Origin of the sequence: Nocardia higoensis NBRC 100133 (assembly GCF_000308595.1) — a bacterium.
Classification (GTDB): domain Bacteria; phylum Actinomycetota; class Actinomycetes; order Mycobacteriales; family Mycobacteriaceae; genus Nocardia; species Nocardia higoensis.
Genome location: NZ_BAGA01000061.1, coordinates 1 through 17,152, shown reverse-complemented (window position 1 = coordinate 17,152; position 17,152 = coordinate 1). Strand labels below are relative to the sequence as shown.

The 17,152-nt window shown below is 71.7% G+C and carries 15 protein-coding genes; 5 read left to right on the top strand and 10 right to left on the bottom strand.

Going from position 1 to position 17,152, the window contains the following annotated elements; translation table 11 throughout:
* Positions 1-24: 24 nt before the first annotated feature.
* The 10 genes from murD to ON26_RS08160 all read right to left on the bottom strand — a co-directional run bounded on the left by murD (position 25) and on the right by ON26_RS08160 (position 12,035).
* The gene (gene murD, locus ON26_RS08205) at positions 25-1,467 is read right to left on the bottom strand and encodes a UDP-N-acetylmuramoyl-L-alanine--D-glutamate ligase (RefSeq protein ID WP_040795412.1); all 1,443 of its coding nucleotides are present in this window, start codon (positions 1,465-1,467) and stop codon (positions 25-27) included.
* Positions 1,468-1,515: 48 nt separating this feature from the next.
* Positions 1,516-2,592 (bottom strand): phospho-N-acetylmuramoyl-pentapeptide-transferase, encoded by a 1,077-nt coding sequence (mraY, locus tag ON26_RS08200; protein ID WP_040795411.1) that lies wholly within the window; start codon positions 2,590-2,592, stop codon positions 1,516-1,518.
* Entirely contained in the window at positions 2,589-4,088 is a 1,500-nt protein-coding gene (locus tag ON26_RS08195; protein WP_040795410.1) for a UDP-N-acetylmuramoyl-tripeptide--D-alanyl-D-alanine ligase, read from the bottom strand. Before ON26_RS08195 ends, mraY begins: the two co-directional genes overlap by 4 nt.
* A gap of 97 nt (positions 4,089-4,185) precedes the next feature.
* A complete protein-coding gene (locus ON26_RS08190; protein WP_040795409.1) occupies positions 4,186-5,778 on the bottom strand; it encodes a UDP-N-acetylmuramoyl-L-alanyl-D-glutamate--2,6-diaminopimelate ligase in 1,593 nt (530 codons plus the stop codon).
* 172 nt (positions 5,779-5,950) lie between these two features.
* The gene (locus ON26_RS08185; protein ID WP_157171822.1) at positions 5,951-7,744 is read right to left on the bottom strand and encodes a peptidoglycan D,D-transpeptidase FtsI family protein; all 1,794 of its coding nucleotides are present in this window, start codon (positions 7,742-7,744) and stop codon (positions 5,951-5,953) included.
* An 83-nt stretch (positions 7,745-7,827) separates the two neighbouring features.
* Positions 7,828-8,703 (bottom strand): cell division protein FtsL, encoded by an 876-nt coding sequence (ftsL, locus tag ON26_RS34025; protein WP_174375383.1) that lies wholly within the window; start codon positions 8,701-8,703, stop codon positions 7,828-7,830.
* A gap of 61 nt (positions 8,704-8,764) precedes the next feature.
* Complete coding sequence (gene rsmH, locus ON26_RS08175; protein ID WP_040795408.1) at positions 8,765-9,739, bottom strand: 16S rRNA (cytosine(1402)-N(4))-methyltransferase RsmH; 975 nt, start codon at positions 9,737-9,739, stop codon at positions 8,765-8,767.
* 343 nt (positions 9,740-10,082) lie between these two features.
* On the bottom strand, positions 10,083-10,514 hold the full coding sequence (gene mraZ, locus ON26_RS08170) for a division/cell wall cluster transcriptional repressor MraZ (protein WP_040795407.1): 432 nt from the start codon (positions 10,512-10,514) through the stop codon (positions 10,083-10,085).
* A 562-nt stretch (positions 10,515-11,076) separates the two neighbouring features.
* Positions 11,077-11,505 (bottom strand): SCO2097 family morphological protein, encoded by a 429-nt coding sequence (locus ON26_RS08165; protein WP_040795406.1) that lies wholly within the window; start codon positions 11,503-11,505, stop codon positions 11,077-11,079.
* 146 nt (positions 11,506-11,651) lie between these two features.
* A complete protein-coding gene (locus tag ON26_RS08160; RefSeq protein WP_040795431.1) occupies positions 11,652-12,035 on the bottom strand; it encodes an SAV_6107 family HEPN domain-containing protein in 384 nt (127 codons plus the stop codon).
* Between the two features lie 250 nt (positions 12,036-12,285).
* Here ON26_RS08160 and ON26_RS08155 point away from each other — a divergent pair, with 250 nt between their 5' ends.
* From ON26_RS08155 to ON26_RS32155, 5 genes are all read left to right on the top strand, one after another.
* Entirely contained in the window at positions 12,286-12,897 is a 612-nt protein-coding gene (locus ON26_RS08155) for a GNAT family N-acetyltransferase (RefSeq protein WP_040795405.1), read from the top strand.
* Complete coding sequence (locus tag ON26_RS34165; RefSeq protein ID WP_040795404.1) at positions 12,894-14,456, top strand: phytoene desaturase family protein; 1,563 nt, start codon at positions 12,894-12,896, stop codon at positions 14,454-14,456. Before ON26_RS08155 ends, ON26_RS34165 begins: the two co-directional genes overlap by 4 nt.
* Positions 14,453-15,292 (top strand): carotenoid biosynthesis protein, encoded by an 840-nt coding sequence (locus ON26_RS08145; protein WP_051026825.1) that lies wholly within the window; start codon positions 14,453-14,455, stop codon positions 15,290-15,292. The genes ON26_RS34165 and ON26_RS08145 overlap by 4 nt, the downstream gene beginning before the upstream one ends.
* Positions 15,293-15,460: 168 nt before the next feature.
* On the top strand, positions 15,461-16,114 hold the full coding sequence (locus ON26_RS08140) for an LppM family (lipo)protein (RefSeq protein ID WP_245545772.1): 654 nt from the start codon (positions 15,461-15,463) through the stop codon (positions 16,112-16,114).
* An 83-nt stretch (positions 16,115-16,197) separates the two neighbouring features.
* On the top strand, positions 16,198-17,152 hold a 955-nt coding region (locus ON26_RS32155), incomplete at its 3' end, for a glycosyltransferase family 2 protein (RefSeq protein WP_245545771.1).

Below are 17,152 nucleotides of genomic sequence, written 5' to 3'. Positions count from 1 at the left end.
GCAGTCCCCGCCGGCCCCGGTCGGTCACGGCTCCCGCCCGAGGTCACCGTCTTCCAGCGCGTGCACCGCATCGGCGAAGCTGCGTCCACGGTGGGTGTAGTCGGCGAACATGTCCAGCGAGGCGGCGGCCGGCGCCAGCAGCACGGTGTCGCCGCTGCGGGCGAACCCGGCGGCCGTGCGCACGGCGTGCGCCATCACGGCGTCGGCCTGGTTCGGTCGGTTCGGGTCGTCGGCCATCCCAGCATCGTCACCCGTGCGGACCTCGACCACGGGGACTTCGGGCGCGTGTCGCGCGAGCGCGTCGGCGATCACCGGTGCGTCGGCCCCGATCAGCACGGCGGCGACCAGATGTTCGGCGACCTCTTCGATCAGGTCCTCGACACCGGCGCCCTTGAGCAGCCCGCCCGCGATCCAGATCACGCTCTGGTGCGCCAGGATCGACGAACGCGCCGCGTGCGGGTTGGTGGCCTTGGAGTCGTCGATGAATTCGACGCCGCCGAGTTCGCGCACGAACGCCGCCCGGTGCGGGCCCACCTTGTGCTCCTGCAAGCCCTCCTTGACGAACTGCGGCGCCACATCGATCGCCCTGGTCAGCGCCGACGCGGCGAGCGCGTCGGCGACCCCGGCCGGTCCCGGCGGGCTGATGTCGCCGACCTCGGCCAGGATCGCGGCCTTGGTGAAGGCCCGGTCGAGGAGCTTGCCGTCGACCACGCCGAGTTCACCGTCGGCGGGCACGCCGATCTTGAAGCCGACCGTGCGCTTGGCCTTCGAGCGCCGCGCCAGCGAGGCGGCCACCGGATCGTCGAGGCCGACCACGCCGACCCGTCCGACCAACGCCCTGGACTTGGCGGCGGCGTAGGCGTCGAGCCCACCGTGCCAGTCCAGATGGTCCTCGGCGACATTGAGCACCACGCCTGCCTCCGGACGCACCGACGGCGCCCAGTGCAGCTGGAAGGAGGACAGCTCCACCGCGAGCACCTGCGGGCCGGGATTGCGGCGCAGCGCGTCCAGGATCGGCAGGCCGATATTGCCGCAGGCCACGCTGGGGATGCCCGCGGCGCGCAGGATCGAGTGCGTCATCTGGGTGGTGGTGGTCTTGCCGTTGGTGCCGGTGATCACCAGCCACTTGCGCACCGGCCCGTAGATGCGGGCCTGATCGACCCACCAGGCGAATTCGACGTCGCCCCAGACGGGGATGCCCTCGGTGACCGCCGAGACCAGCACCGGCGAGTCGGGCCGCCAGCCGGGGCTGGTGATGACCAGCGCGAACCGGCTCAGATCGGCCGATTCGAGCTCGACGGCGGTGGCGACCTCCAGCCCCAGCCCGGCGGCTTCGGCCAGGGCGGCCGCGCCGTTGTCGGTCACCACCGGGTGCGCCCCGATATCGCGCAACGGCTCGATCAGCGAGCGCCCGGAGACGCCCCAGCCGGCGACGAGAACGTCACGGCCACGCAGGAATTCCAGCATGGGCCCCGGTGAGCGCAGGGCCCGCGGAGAATGTTCGACCATCCTGGATCACCCGACCGCGGAGAGGTATTCGCTGTAGAACAGACCGAGTCCGACCGCCGAGGCCATCGCGGCCAGCAGCCAGAACCGAATGATGACCGTCGTCTCCGCCCACTTGCTGAGTTCGAAGTGGTGGTGGAACGGCGCCATCTTGAACAGCCGGTTGCGCGTGGTGCGGAACACCGCCACCTGCAGCACCACCGACGCCGCCTCGGCGACGAACAACGCGCCGATAACGACCATCAGCAGCTCGGTGCGGGTGGTGATGGACAGGCCGGCGATCAGACCGCCGAGCGCGAGCGAACCGGTGTCGCCCATGAAGATCTTGGCCGGAGCGGCGTTCCACCACAGGAATCCGATGCAGGCCGCGGTACCCGCCGCGCACACCAGAGCGAGGTCGAGCGGGTCGCGCACGTTGTAGCAACCGGCTTCCGGCTTGATGGCGCAGGCGTGGTAGTACTGCCAGAAGGTGATGATCACGTAGCCGCCGAGCACCAGGCTCATCGAGCCCGCGGCCAGGCCGTCGAGGCCGTCGGTCAGGTTGACCGCGTTGGACCAGGCGACCACGACCAGGCAGACGAAGGCGACGAACACGATCACGCCCATCGACACCGTGGTGATGTCGCGGACATACGACAGGTGCGTGCTGGCGGGGGTGAGTCCGTTCTCGCCCTTGAACTGCAGCGCCAGGATGCCGAACACGATGGCGGCGGTGAGCTGGCCGATGTACTTGCCCGCGGCGGTGAGACCGAGATTGCGGCCCTTGCGCAGCTTGATGAAATCGTCGAGGAAGCCGACCGCGCCCAGCGCGGTGGCCAGGCCGAGCACCAGCAGCGCCGAGGCCGAGGGGCCTTCGGCGTCGTAGCCGATGCCGATCAGGTGCGAGCCGAGGTAACCGGCCCACATGCCGATGAGGATGGCGACGCCGCCCATGGTCGGCGTACCGCGCTTGGCCTGATGGCTGGCGGGGCCGTCGACCCGGATCTCCTGTCCGAAGCCCTGTTTGGCGAAGAACTTGATCAGCAACGGGGTCAACAGAATCGACACCGTCAGCGCGATCGCCGCCGCGAATAGGATCTGTCTCACTGCGCTGCCTCCGTGTCGCTGCCCGCCGCGCGGGTCAGATGCTCGGCGACCCGCCACAGGCCCACCGACTGCGATGCCTTCACCAGCACCACGTCACCCGGCTCGACTTCCTCGTCGAGCAGGGCCAGCGCGGCGTCGATGTCGGGCACCAGCACCGACTCCTCGCCCCACGAGCCTTCCATCACCGCGCCCTGGTGCATTCCCCGGGAGGGGCGTCCGGTGCCCACGACGACCAGCCGGTCGACATCCAGGCGCACCGCGAGCCTGCCGATGGCGTCGTGCTCGACCACCGATTCTTCGCCCAGCTCGGCCATCTCGCCGAGCACCGCCCAGCTGCGGCGCCGGGTGCCGCCGGCCCTGGCCATGGTGACCAGTGCCTTGAGCGCGGCGCGGACCGAATCGGGGTTGGCGTTGTAGGAGTCGTTGACCACCGTCACGCCCACGGGAGTCGTGCGCACATCCATCCGGCGCGCGGACGCCGCGCGGGCCCCCGACAGCGCGGCGGCGATGGTGTCCAGATCGGCGCCGCACTCGGCGGCCACGGCGGCGACGGCCAGCGCGTTGCCGACCTGATGCTCGCCGTGCACGGCCAGCCGGACCGCGGTGGATCCGGCCGGGGTGTGCAGGGTGAAGGAGGCGCGCGCCTCGGCGTCGAGGCTCACCTCGCTCGCCCGGAAGTCCGCGCCCGCGGCCTGACCGAAGGTGACCACCCTGGCCTTCGTGCGGGTGGCCATCGCGGCGACCTGCGGGTCGTCGGCGTTGAGCACTGCCAGACCGTGCTCGGGCAGCGCCTCGACCAGCTCGCCCTTGGTGCGGGCGATGGCCTCGCGGCTGCCGAACTCGCCGAGATGCGCGGTGCCGACATTGAGCACCACGCCGATGCGCGGCGGCGCCACCCGCGCCAGCGCGGCGATGTGGCCGGGTCCGCGCGCTGACAGCTCCAGCACCAGGAACCGGGTGTCGGCGCCGGCGCGCAGGGCCGTCCAGGGATGACCGAGTTCGTTGTTGAACGAACCGGGCGGCGCGACCACCGGGCCCAGTGGCGCGAGCGCCGCGGCCAGCAGATCCTTCGTGGAGGTCTTACCGGAGGAACCGGTCACCCCGATCACGTCCAGACCGCTTGTCGCGGTGAGCTTCTCGACGCTGTACCGGGCCAGCGCCGCCAAGGCGGCCAGCACCGCCGCGCCCGAACCGTCCGGGTCGTGGGCGACCGCGAGCGCACCCGCGGGCACCGTGCCCGGGCTCGGCGTCACCACGATCGCGGGCACGCCGACCGGTCGCGCGGCCAGCACCGCCGCCGCACCCGCGGCGACGGCGGCCTGCGCGTAATCGTGTCCGTCGGCCCGTTCACCCGGCAGCGCCAGGAACAGATCCCCCGCACCGATACGGCGCGAATCGAATTCGGCCGTACCGGTCACCCGCACCTCCGGGTCTGCGACGTCGTGCAGCGTGCCGCCCACGACCTCCGCGATCTCCCGCAGTGTCATCTCGATCATGAAACCGTCAAGTCCTCCGTGCCCGTCCGATCCGAACGGGCATCTCCCGGGCCACTTTCGGACCCATCGTGCCGAACATGCTGTACCGCTTCACCGTTCACGTGTGTGCCTCCGCGCCCGTCTTGCGCGCCAGGGCCGCCGCCAGCACCTCGCGATCGTCGAACGGGTACTTGACCCCCTCGATCTCCTGCCCCGCCTCGTGGCCCTTGCCCGCGATCAGCACCGCGTCACCGCGGCGCGCCCAGCGTACGGCGGCCTCGATCGCCTCGGCCCGGTCACCGACCTCGAGCACCTCGCCACGCACCTGCGCGGGCACGTCGAGCGCGCCCGCCCGCAGCGCGGCCCGGATGGCGGCCGGGTCCTCGCTGCGCGGATTGTCGTCGGTGATGACGAGCAGGTCGGCGCCGCGCGCCGCGGCCGCGCCCATCAGGGCCCGCTTGCCCGCGTCCCGGTCCCCGCCCGCGCCGACGACCACGGCCAGTCTGCCCGGCGCGGCCGGATCACCGGCGGCCAGGTGCTCACGCAGGGTCGCGATGACCGATTCCAGCGCGGCGGGCTTGTGCGCGTAGTCGACCACGGCCAGGAAATCCTGGCCTGCCTCCACCCGTTGCATCCGGCCCGGCACGTCCACCTCGCCCAGCGCGGGCGCGGCGACCGCCGGATCGACGCCCGCGGCCGCGCACACGGCCAGGGCGAGCAGCCCGTTGGCGACGTTGTAGCGGCCGGGCAGCCGCAACCGCATCGGGAACTCACCGGCGGGCCCGGTGGCGGTGAACTCCTGCTCGCCGCCCCTGGTCCGGACCGGACCCGCGACCCGCCAGTCGGCGGCGATCTCCTCGCCCGCCGACGCCGCGACCCGCACCGGGCCGGGAAGGCTGTCGGCCAGCCGCCTGCCCCACGCGTCGTCGACGCAGATCACCGCGGTGCGCGCGGCCACCGGCGAGGACACCTCGAAGAGCCTGCGCTTGGCCGCGAAGTAGTCCTCGAAGTCGGCGTGGAAATCCAGGTGGTCCTGGGACAGGTTCGTGAACGCGCCCACGTCGAAGCGCACGCCGTCGACGCGCCCCAGGGCCAGCGCGTGGCTGGACACCTCCATCACCACCGCCTGCACGCCCTGCTCCACCATCAGCGCGAACATCGCGTGCAACTGCGGGGCTTCCGGGGTGGTCAGCGCGCTGGGCACCCGTGCTCCGCCGATGCGGGTCTCGATGGTGCCGATCAACGCCGTGGACAGTCCGGCGGCGGCCAGCGCGGCCTCCACCAGATAGGAGGTGGTGGTCTTGCCGGAGGTGCCGGTGATGCCCACCAGCCGCAGTCGCCGCGACGGATGCCCGTACAGCGCGGCGGAGAGCTCGCCGAGCACCTCGCGCGGGCGCTCACGCACCAGCACCGGAACAGGTAGCTCGCCGAGCTGCGCGGCGCCCTCGGCGTCGGTGAACACCGCCACCGCGCCGCGCTCGACGGCCGCCCGGGCGAATCGGGCGCCGTGCGCGCGGGCGCCGGGCAGCGCGGCGAACAGATCGCCGGGTAACACCGCATCGGAGCGTTGCTCGATACCGGTGATACTCACTTCGTCGACCGGCACGCCGGGCGTGGCCGGTTCGGCGCCGGTCAGCGCCGACACCGTGGACAGCGGCGTGGTCGGTGGATCGACCGGCCGCAGCACGGGCCGGCTGGACTGCTGGGGCACCTTGCTCCTCTCCGAGGGGGCGGATTTCAGCGGACACCGCGAAGGTCGCGGCAAGTCAGGTTACCGACGTGCGCCCATCGGCGGGCAACGCGGCTCGACCTTCCCCGCACCCACGCCCGCGTGAGCACGGTCCGACGCCCGCGCCACCGTGCCGGAATCCTCCCACGGACCGCTACGCACCGGCCTGCAACACGAACCTTCTGGCGGGCTCCGCGGTGGGCGGAATGCGATCGCGCTGCAGCGCCCAGGAGGCGATGGAATGGAACAGCGGAGCCGCGGACTGCCCGCCGCTGCCATCGGAACTGCGCTGCGGATTGTCCAGCATCAGCCCGATCACGTAGCGCGGGTCGTCGGCGGGTGCCATCCCGGCGAAGGTGATCCAGTAGCTCGACGACGAATAGCACTGGCAGCGCGGATCGATCTGCTGCGCGGTTCCGGTCTTGCCCGCGATCCGGTAGCCCTCCACCGCGGCCTGCATGCCGGTGCCGTTCTGATCGGCGTCCATCGGATCGTGCTGGGTGACCGACTCGAACATGGTGCGCAGCGTGCGCGCGGTCTCCGCGCTGACCACCCGCACGCCCTCGGGCTGCGGTTCGTCGGTGCGCGAGCCGTCCGGCGCGACGATGGATTTCACGATGCGCGGTGGGATGCGCACGCCGTCGTTGGCGATGGCCTGGTACATCCCGGTCATCTGCAGGGTCGACATCGACAGGCCCTGGCCGATGGGCAGATTGGCGAAGGTGCCGCCGGACCACTGATCCCTCGCGGGGACCTGTCCCGCGGTCTCGCCGGGCAGGCCGACACCGGTGCGCTGGCCGAGGCCGAAGCGCGAGAGCATATCCGCGAAGCGATCCTCGCCGACGCGCTGGGCCAGCATCAGCGTGCCCACGTTCGAGGACTTACCGAAGATGCCGGTGGTGGTGTAGGGCGCGACGCCGTGGGTCCAGGCGTCGCTGACGGTGACCCCGGACATCCGGATCGAACCGGGCACCTGGTGCACCTCGTCGGGGGTGGTCAGGCCGTATTCGATGGCCGCGGCGGCGGTGACGATCTTGTTCACCGAGCCGGGTTCGAACGGGTCGCTCACCGACGGATTGCCGGTGGCGGTCCAATCCTTGGACTCCAGCATGGGATTGAAGGTGCTGTCGTTGGCCATCGCGAGCACCTGCCCGGTCCTGGCGTCGAGCACCACCGCGGAGGCTCCCGCCGCGCCGGAGCGCTGCTTGGCCAGCTGCACCTGCTGCTGCACGTAGTACTGCAGATCCGAGTCCAGGGTCAGCTCGACCCGGTTGCCGTCGACGGCGGGCTGCTTGTCGCGCCAGCTGCCGGGGATGACCGCCCCGTCGGAGCCGCGGTCGTAGGTGTGCGAGCCGTCGGTGCCGGCGAGCACCGAGTCCAGCGCCGATTCCAGGCCGATCAGCCCGTGCCCGTCCCAGCCGGTCGCGCCGACGACATTGGCGGCCAGCGCGCCGCCGGGATACTCGCGGATGTCCTGGCGCTCCGAGCCGACCTCCGGAAACTCGACCATGATCTCGGTGGCGATCCGGGGATCGACGCTGCGTGCCAGATACACGAAGGACTCGTCGCTGTTGAGCTTGTCGAGCAGCTCCGATTCCTTGGGCCCGCCGGGGCCCAGCTTCTCGTGAATGGTCCTGGCGATATCACGCAGTCGCTGCTCGGGGTCGGGAGCCTTCTCGTCCTTCTCCCGCGCCTCCAGCAGATTCGCGCGCTCGGCCACCGGCTGGAAGGTCAGCGCCTTCGCCGAGACCGTGAATGCCAGCGACTTGCCGTTGCGGTCGACGATGGGTCCGCGGGTGGCCTCGTCGATGAGCCGGGTGGTGCGCTGGCTGGCCGCCTGCGCGGACAGTCCCGGCGCGGAAACGCTCTGCACCCACAGCAATTGGAGCGCGACCATCACCAACGCGACGAGCATGACGATCCGGCCGACGCCGAGCCGCAGGCGCATCGGATGATCCGCTCCGGCGGCGCGCGCACGTTTACCGGATGCCGACGGCCCGCGCCGCCGGGGCGGTGCGGGCCTGGACTGGGTCACCGGGGCGCTCCGACCGGCGTGGGCGGCGCCGGAACACCCTCCGCGACCGCGGGAGCCGGTGCCGCGACGGCGGGCTCGGGGGCGGGCAGCTCCCCGGCGGGCGGCTGCCCTTCGACGGGCTGCCCTTCGACGGGCTGTCCTTCGGCCGGCGGTCCTTCGGCAGGCGGGACGGGCTGACCGTCCGCGACCGGCGGAGCGGGCTGTCCCGCGGCAGGCGCGGCGGGATCACCGGGCGGCGCCGGAGCGGGCGCGGGCGGTGCGGGCGCGGGTTGCGGGCCGGTCGCCGGATCCGGGGTGCGGACCGGGGTGAGCGCCGCGGTCAGCGGAACCACCTGTTCGCCTTGGGCGGCGGGGTTCGACGGATCCCGCGGGGTGGTGTTCAGCGGCGGCGCGGGCGCGCCCTGGACCGGAGTCGGATTGCCGATCACGATCACCGCGCCGTCCGGCGCGATCAACAGTCGAGCCGGGTCGTCGGCCGGGATCATGCCGAGTTCGCGTGCGCGCGCGGCCAGTTCGGGCGCCGAGTCGGCCGCCTCGACCTCGCGCTGCAGCGCCGCGCGCTCCTCGGCCAGGGTGCGATTGAGCTGCCTGGCGTCGCTGAGCTGGTAGCTGTCCTCGGCGGCGCGGGTGGTGAGCAGCAGCGTCAGCGCGAGACCGCAGCCGAGCATCGCGATGATCGCGGCGACGAACGGGATCCGGCCCGACATCGCCGAGGTCGTGCGCGGCAGGCGCGCAGTGTCGGTGAGTTGTTCGACGCGCAGTCGCCGCTTGGCGTAGGCGCGTTGAGCGGCACCGGATTTGACCCGATCGGCGGCCTGCACCCGGCGGGCGATACGACCCGGCGAAGGGACCGTGCGCGTCCGAATACTCATGGCGTCGTCGTCTCCTCTGCTCCGCATGGACATCCCCACCCCGTCGACTCCGGCCACCCGCTCACGAGGGCATCTCGATCCGCTCGGCCGCCCGCATCCGCACCGGCGCGGCGCGCGGATTCTCCTCGATCTCCTGCTCGGTCGCCTTCTCGGCGCCGCGCGTCAGCAGCCGGAATTCCGGTCCCATGCCCGGCAATTCGACCGGCAGGTCCACCGGCGTGCGCGAGGTCGTGCGCGCCGCCAGCTCGTGCTTGACGACCCGATCCTCGAGCGACTGGTAGGACATGACCACGATCCGCCCGCCCACCCGCAGGGAGTCCAGCGCGGCGGGCAGCGCGGCCCGCAGCGAATCGAGCTCGCCGTTGACCTCCACCCGCAGCGCCTGGAAGGTGCGCTTGGCTGGATGCCCGCCGGTGCGGCGGGCGGCGGCCGGGATCGTCGCGTAGAGCAGTTCGACGAGTTCCCCGCTGCTGGTGAAAGGTTTCTGGGCGCGCCTGCGCAGCACTTCGGAGGCGATCTTGCCCGCGAAGCGCTCCTCGCCGTAGTTCTTCAGCACCCGGGCGAGATCGCCGTGGCTGTAGGTGTTCAGGACGTCGGCGGCGGTGATGCCGGTGGTGGGATCCATCCGCATGTCCAGCGGCGCGTCCACCGAGTAGGCGAATCCGCGGTCGGCCTCGTCGAGCTGCATCGAGGAGACCCCGAGGTCCATCAGGATGCCCGCGACCGAACCGACCGGATCGAGCCCGGCCTGTTCCAGCGCGTCGGCGATCCCGTCATAGCGCGTGTGCACCAGGGTGATCCGGTCCGCGAACCGCGCCAGGCGCTCACCGGCAAGGCGCAGCGCCTCGGTGTCGCGATCGAGGCCGACCAGGCGCAGCTCGGGATAGGTGCTCAGAAAGTGCTCGGCGTGACCGCCCAAACCCAGTGTGGCGTCGACGTATACCGCGCCCGGTTCGGTGAGCGCCGGGCCGAGCAATTCGTCGGCACGATGCAACAGGACCGGGACATGACGGGCGCCGCGTTGTTCACGGTTCACCTCGACCTCCCGGATTCTGCCTCGCGTTCGTCGGTACCGTGACGGGCATCCGGTGGAGTGATCTCCGGCCGGCGCACACGGGTCGCCCTGTTCCACTTGTGTTTTCGCCTGCCTGTGCATCCGTGCGAGCCGGGAGACGCGGCGCCGGGCGGTCCACTCGGGCCGTTCTCGTCGGGGATGTCACGCCTCGGATGCTGAATCGAATGCTGATGGGGCCGGCCGTGTCGGTCGTGATCGCCGAGGGCGAGTGCCCCGTGGTCCCTGTCCGAACCGGCACCTGGCGTCGGGGAAGTACGCCAGGGTCCGTGCTCGGACAGAGACCGCGCGGCACTCGCTCGCCCGGCTAGAAGATCCCGCCCAGCGACTCGTCTCTCGCTTGCGCGTAATCCTCCTCGTGCTCGGCGAGGTAGGACTCCCACGCCTGCTTGTCCCAGATTTCGAGGAAGTCGACCGAGCCGATCACCACACACTCCCGTGACAGGTTGGCGTAGCGACGGTGATCCGCCGACAACGTGATCCGGCCCTGCGCGTCCGGACGCTGTTCGTCCGTACCGGCTGCCAGCGCCCGGACGAAAGCCCGTGCCTGCGGATTGGTGCGAGACGCGGCCGCGGCTCGGCGAGCGAGCGCGGTGAATTCCTCTTTGGGATATACGGCAAGGCTGTGGTCCTGACTCTTCGTGACCATCAACCCTCCCGCCAGCTCGTCTCGAAACTTCGCAGGCAACGTGAGTCGCCCCTTGTCATCCAGGCGTGGTGTGTAGGTACCGAGAAACATCTCTCGTCACCTCTCTACCGGATCACCGCGCCTGCATGGTCTCTCCTGTAGTGCGCGCTCCACATTACCCCACTTTCCCCCACTTTCAATCGAAACAAGAGGTGATCTGGCTCCCCGCGCCGACGATTCCGCAGGTCATTCCAGCTATCACTGATGTGGGGGGCTTTGCGCATGTCCCGACGACACGCGAGGGGCATCCGGCGAGGGCCCGGAAACTGTCAGCAAACCCGCCGCGCTACGGGCACGGAGAGGGCGCGAGGGGGTGCGTGGTGGAGGGTTGTGGGGAGCATCGGACGGGCCCCGCCCGACCGCCTCCGAATGCTGTCGGCGCACGGTGAACGAAGTCGGCGGCTCCGGCGTGTCGCGCGGCGCCGGGCCGGGAGCCGCTGCCCGGGCGGACGGCCCGGCGCGGCCGTCCGCCGCCGGGCACGGTCAGCGGACTCGCACGCCGGTCGAGCCGGCGATCGTCCGGCGAACGCGAGAAGGCGACGCCGCACCCGTGAGGGTCGGCGCCGCCTGTCGTATGAGGCTGTCGGGTGTGGCGAAACACACCCGCGCGGGGTCAGTCCTGTTCGAACCTACGGCGGAAGCGGTCCTCCATGCGATCGGAGAACCCGCCCGACTTGCGCTGACGTCCGCCCGGGCCACGGCCGCCGCCGGTACTTCGACCGGAGCCCCCTCGACCGGTGTGCGCATCGCCACCGGGGCCGGTCGCCTTGGGGCCGCCGACCAGCAGCAGCACACCGGCGCCGAACATGATCACGAACCCGATCAGGCTGATGATCGGGAAACCACCCGGCTTGGGCCCGGCGATACCCGCGACCAGCAACAGCAGGCCGAGGGCGAACAGGGCGGCAGCCTGGAGTCGACGACGACTCGTGGTGGTGCGAAGTCGTCCGCCTCGAACGGACGAGGCGAACTTCGGGTCCTCAGCATAGAGAGCGCTCTCGATCTGTTCGAGCATGCGCTGCTCGTGCTCGGAGAGTGGCACGGTACCTCCCCCGGCACTAGGCGTGACTGTCGCCTCCGGGTCGACGACAGATAGCCGACCTTGGCGGCCATCTCCCCCAATGATACGAGTTCGATCAGGGCCATACCACCCAATGGCCACTGTGGAACGAAACTGTCGCCGAGCCGCTACGCGCTCATGCCCGGCGCGAGGCGCAACCGGGCCGCCGACTGCAGCAGGTCGGCCACGTCGTGCAGGAATGCGCCCACCCGCGAACCGAACTCGTCGGCCTCGGCGTCGCCGACGTCGCGGTCGAGCCCGGCCTCCAGCGCGGCCCGCAACTCCGAGCGAGCGGCGAAGTAGTCCGCCCACATCACGAATTCCGGCGCGGCGCGCTGCAGCAGCACCCAGGCGTTGCGCGACCTGGCCCGCGGCGCGGCATCGGCTCCGGTGCAGGCCAGCACCGCGCCCGCCCCGCGCAGCGCCGCCAGGTACGCCGTGCGGAACCGTTCGCGCGGGTCGCGCTCACCCGCCGCCTGCAGGAGCAGGCCGTCGGCCTTGTCGAGCAGCATGCCCGCCTTGCCCGGCCGTTCCCGTGCTGCGTTGCGACTCATCAGCCGTCCCCTTCCGAACCGGCGCGGCGCCGCCGCCGGCCCCGCGGACGACACCGGCACCACCGCTCGCGCTCCCCGCTCCGCGCACCGCGCGGACCGAACAGATATTCGAACGTTTGAATTGAGCTTGAATATAGGGACACCCACCGACAAGTTCCGCCGAACGAACTTCCGCCCCCGCCGCCCCCGCGCGACATCGACGAGAGCCATGACCGCCGTCACGCCACACCACACCCCCGCCCCCGCCGTCGTCGACCTCTCGGTCGCCGACCTGCGCTACCGGCTGCACGACGCGCTGTCGGTGTACGTGGCTGCCATGGCGTACCCCCGTGGCACCGAGAACCACCGCGCACCCATGTGGACCGAGCACACCACCCGGGCGGGCTGGCAGGCCGTCGCGGCGCTGCTGCCCGACGACAACGGCTACGTCGACCTGCGCACCTCCCGCATGCTGGGGATCGCCTACGGCTACCACGGCGCGCCGAACCAGTGGTGGCACCAGCAGGTGCACGTCGGCATGCGTCGCTGCGGCTGGCCCGAACAGTCCGCCCACGAACTGCTTTCGGATTATTTCGAGCTCACCGAACTGCATGTGCACCCGAGCGCGCAGGGACTGGGAATCGGGCAGACGCTGCTGCGCAGGCTGCTCACCGGCCGTTCGGAGCGGGCCGTTCTGCTGTCCACGCCCGAGGTGCCCGCGGAGCAGAACCGGGCGTGGCGGTTGTACCGGCGCGAGGGATTCGACGACGTGATCCGCGATTTCGTGTTCTCCGGCGACAGCAGGCCGTTCGCCATCCTGGGCAGGCGGTTGCCGCTGTGAGCGTCGTCGTGGTCGGCGGCGGCCACAACGCGCTGGTCGCCGCGGCCTATCTGGCCAGGGCGGGACACCCCGTGGAGGTGCTCGAACGCGACGAGGTGCTCGGCGGGGCGGTGTCCACGGTGGAGCGCTTCCCCGGGCACCGGGTCGATCGCGGTTCCTCGGCGCACATCATGATCCGGCACACCGGCATCGTCGAGGATCTCGAGCTGGCTCGCTTCGGGCTGCGCTATCTCGACTGCGATCCGTGGGGTTTCGCGCCCGCCGCGGATGCCCCGCCGATCGTGTTCCATCGCGATCTCGACGCCACCTGCGCCTCGATCGAGCGTGCTTGTGGCTCCCGTGACGCCGACGCGTACCGCCGCTTCGTCGGCCTCTGGGGTCCGCGCACCGTCCGGGTGATGCGCGCGTTCGGGGCCGCGCCGCAGGCGCCGCACCTGCTGCGCTCGTTCTGGGGGCTGGACACCGGGGCGGGCGGCAGCGCGCTGTCGCGGGAGTTCCTGCAGTCCGGGGACGCGCTGCTGGACAGCTTTTTCCACAGCGAACGACTGAAGGCGGCGCTGGCCTGGTTCGGCGCGCAGTCCGGGCCGCCGATGTCGGAGCCGGGGACCGCGCCGATGGTCGGGTTCGCCGCGCTCATGCACACCCTGCCGCCGGGCCGCGCGATAGGCGGCAGCGGCGCGCTGACCGAGGCACTGGCAGCCCGGCTGCGCGCCGACGGCGCCACGATCAGCACCGGTGAGGCGGTGACCTCGCTGCGCCGCGAGGGCGATGGCTGGCGGGTGCGCACCGAGGCGGGCCGGGAGATCCGCGCGGCGGCGGTGATCGCCGGCGCGCACGTGCTGACCACGCTGGATCTGCTGGCGGCCGGCGGATTCGACGCCGCGGTGATCGAGGACTGGCGTGCCCGTATCCGGGTCGGCCCGGGCATCGGGATGATGGTGCGCGTGGCCGCCGACGCGCTGCCCGCCTATCCCGGCGCGACCGCGCGGGAATCCGCGCACGGACTGCAACTGCTGGTCTCCGACCGCGCGCAGCTCTACCGCGCGCACGGCGCGGCCATGGCGGGCGACCTGCCGCCGCGGCCCGCGGTGCTGGCCATGAGTTTCAGCGCACTGGATCCGAGCATCGCCCCGCCCGGCGAGCACCAGCTCTCGCTGTGGGCGCAATGGCATCCGTATCGCCTGGCCGACGGCAGCGAGTGGGCCGCGCACGCCGAACGCGAAGCCGACCGGATCATCGCCGAAGTGGAGGCGCTCGCACCGGGATTCGCCGGGTCGGTGCGGCAACGGTATGTGCAGACCCCGGTGGACCTGGAACGGGAGATGGGACTGCTCGGCGGCAATATCATGCACGTGGAGATGTCGCTGGATCAGATGATGATGTGGCGGCCGCTGCCGGAACTGTCCGGGCAGCGGGTGCCCGGCGCGCCCGGCCTGTATCTCACCGGCGCCTCGACCCATCCCGGCGGCGGGGTCAGCGGCGCGAGCGGACGCAGCGCGGCGCGGCTGTTCCTGCGTGATCACCGCCGGTCCCGCATCCCGTTCCTGCGGCGCCGATGAGCGAATCGCCCTCGATCCCCGCGCGGTGGGCGCGGCGGCTGCCGATGCTGCTCACGGTGCTGCTGGTGCTCACCCAGATCACCTATCCGCTGGCCTCCGGTTCGGCGCGCGACCAGGTGACCATCGCCGTCGTGCTGCTGTCGGCGGCGACCGCGCTCGCGCACGCCACGACGACCCGCGGATTCCGCTACGCCGCGGGCGTGCTCGTCATCATCTCCGGGCTCGGGTTGTCCTCGGAGATCCTCGGCGTGGCGACCGGCCTGCCCTACGGCTGCTACGAATACGCCCTCGGCCCGCTCGGCCCGTCCTTCGCCGAAGTACCGCTGCTGATCCCGCTGGCCTGGACCGGCGGGCTGTACCCGGTGTGGATGGTGGCCACCCTGGTGACCGAACGCGCGGGCGCGGTCCGCGAGCCCGCGCGCATCGCGCTGACCGTGGTGGGCGCACTGGGCTGGGATCTGTTCCTGGATCCGCAGATGGTCACCGACGACCGCTGGACCTGGTGCGACACCGATTCCGGGTTGCCGGGCCTCCCCGAGATCCCGCTGACCAACTATCTCGGCTGGCTGGTGGTCGCGCTGTGCATGGCCCTGCTGCTCACGGTGTGGGAGCGAGCCGCGCCGCCGCCGTCCGGGCAACGCCGGGACATGGACTACACCGTGCCGGTGGTGGTCTTCCTGTGGACCTGGCTGGGCTCGGCGCTGGCGCACCTGGCCTTCCTCGGGCTGCCCGTCTCGGCGGGCTACGGCTTCGTCGGCATGGGGGTGCTCGGCGTCCCGCTGCTGGTCGTACTGGCTCGGCGGCGGGCCTCGAACGTGCTGCGTCTACCGGGGTAGCGCACCGAATCACCGTGTCCGCGGCTGCCCTTTGGCGCCGCCGGCGGCGGGCCTGGCACGATGTGACCCGTGCGATCCAGTGCAGCCACCCCATCCGCCGTCGTTTCGCGGCCGACGGCGCGGGTCCGCGTCGCGGCCGCCGTCCTGCTCGCGGCCCTGCTGGTGCCGATGCTGGCCGGATGTCTACGGGTGCAGGTCTCGATGGGGGTCTCCTCCAACGACCGCGTGTCCGGGCGGATCGTCGCGGCCGTGGTGCCCGCCTCCGAGGAGGACACCGGCCCCCAGCTGACCGCACCGGAGTCGCTGGCCTCCAAGGTGCGCGTGGAGCCGTACAAGCAGGACGGCTATGTCGGCAGCAAGGTGTTCTTCGATGACCTGTCCTTCGGTGACGTGCAGCAGCTGTCCCAGCTCAACGAGCAGGCCCAGGGCATGATCCAGCTGCAGTTCCAGCGCGCGGGCGACCTGGTGTCGCTGAACGGGCGTGTCGACCTGAAATCGGTGCCGCCGCACGGCTCCGACGTGCAGTTCACCATCGCCTTCCCGTCCCGGGTCGCCAAGACCAACGGCACCCGCGAGGGCGACAACACGGTGTCCTGGAAGCTTCCGGCCGGCGAGGTCTCGACGCTGCGCGCCGAGGTGAGCTATCCCGACCCGAACACCCGCTCCTTCGCGGGCTGGGCCGGCATCGTCGGCGGCGTCACCCTCGCGGTCGCCGCCATCGTGGCCGGAATGGCGTACCTGAACCGCAATCCCACGCCCGAGGTTCCCGATCATCAGTTCTCCTGGCGGCGCTGGTGGCGCTCGGTCAAGCAGTTCCGCTGAACCCGGCGGTGACCGCCACGACCCGGCTGGGCACGGGTCTGGCCCTGGCCGGCTGTGCCGTCGCCTTGCTCAACCGGCTGACCATGCCCCGGTTGCCGCCGAGCCTGGCGGTGCTCGAACCGGTCACGGTGTGTGTTCCGGCCCGCGACGAGGCGGGCACGCTGCCCGACCTGATCGGTGATCTGCGTGCCCAGGTCGGCGTTCCCCGGCTGCGCGTGCTGATCCTCGACGACGGGTCCTCCGACGGCACCGCCGAGGTCGCCCGGGCCGCCGCGGGCGATGATCCGCGGATCACGGTGCTGCGCTCGGAGATTCCGCCGCCGCCCGGCTGGACGGGCAAAGCCGCCGCCTGCGCGCGTCTGGCCGTCCGTGCCGGGGTCACCGACGCCCTGCCCCACGCGCTCGCCGGCGATCACGCCTCCGACGTGGCCACCCACCCCGGCAGCGACGGCGGCCGGCCCGGTCCCCGAACCGGGGATCGGCCCGACTCCGCCTCCGAGGGCCGGATCGATTCCGTTGTGAGCGAACGACTCTCCACCCCTGTCGGCGAGCCCGTCGGCACCGCATCCGGCGAATGCCGCGCTTGCGCCGCCGAGTCCCACGCGGAATCCGTGCCGAGGCCGTCCGTGGTGGTCTTTCTCGACGCCGACGTCCGGCTGGCGCCGCAGGCGGTCGCGGCGGCGGTGGCGGATCTGCGTCACAGCGGTGCGGCGATGGTCGCGCCGTGGCCGTGGCAGCGGGCGGGGTCGCTCGCCGAAGCGCTGGTGCAGCCGTTGCTGTGCTGGTCGTGGGCCGCGAGTCTGCCTGTGCTGCTGGGCAATCGGAACCGGCGGCCGAGCACGGTGGTGTCCTGCGGGCAGTTCCTGGTGTTCGACGCGCGGGCCTATCGGGAGATCGGGGGGCACGCCTCGGTGGCGGGCAGCCCGGTCGAGGATATGGACATCGCCCGGGCGCTGCGCCGGTCGGGATCGCTCACCCGAGTGGTGGCGGCGGGCCGGCTGGCGAGCACCCGGATGTATCGCGGCGCAGCCGAACTCG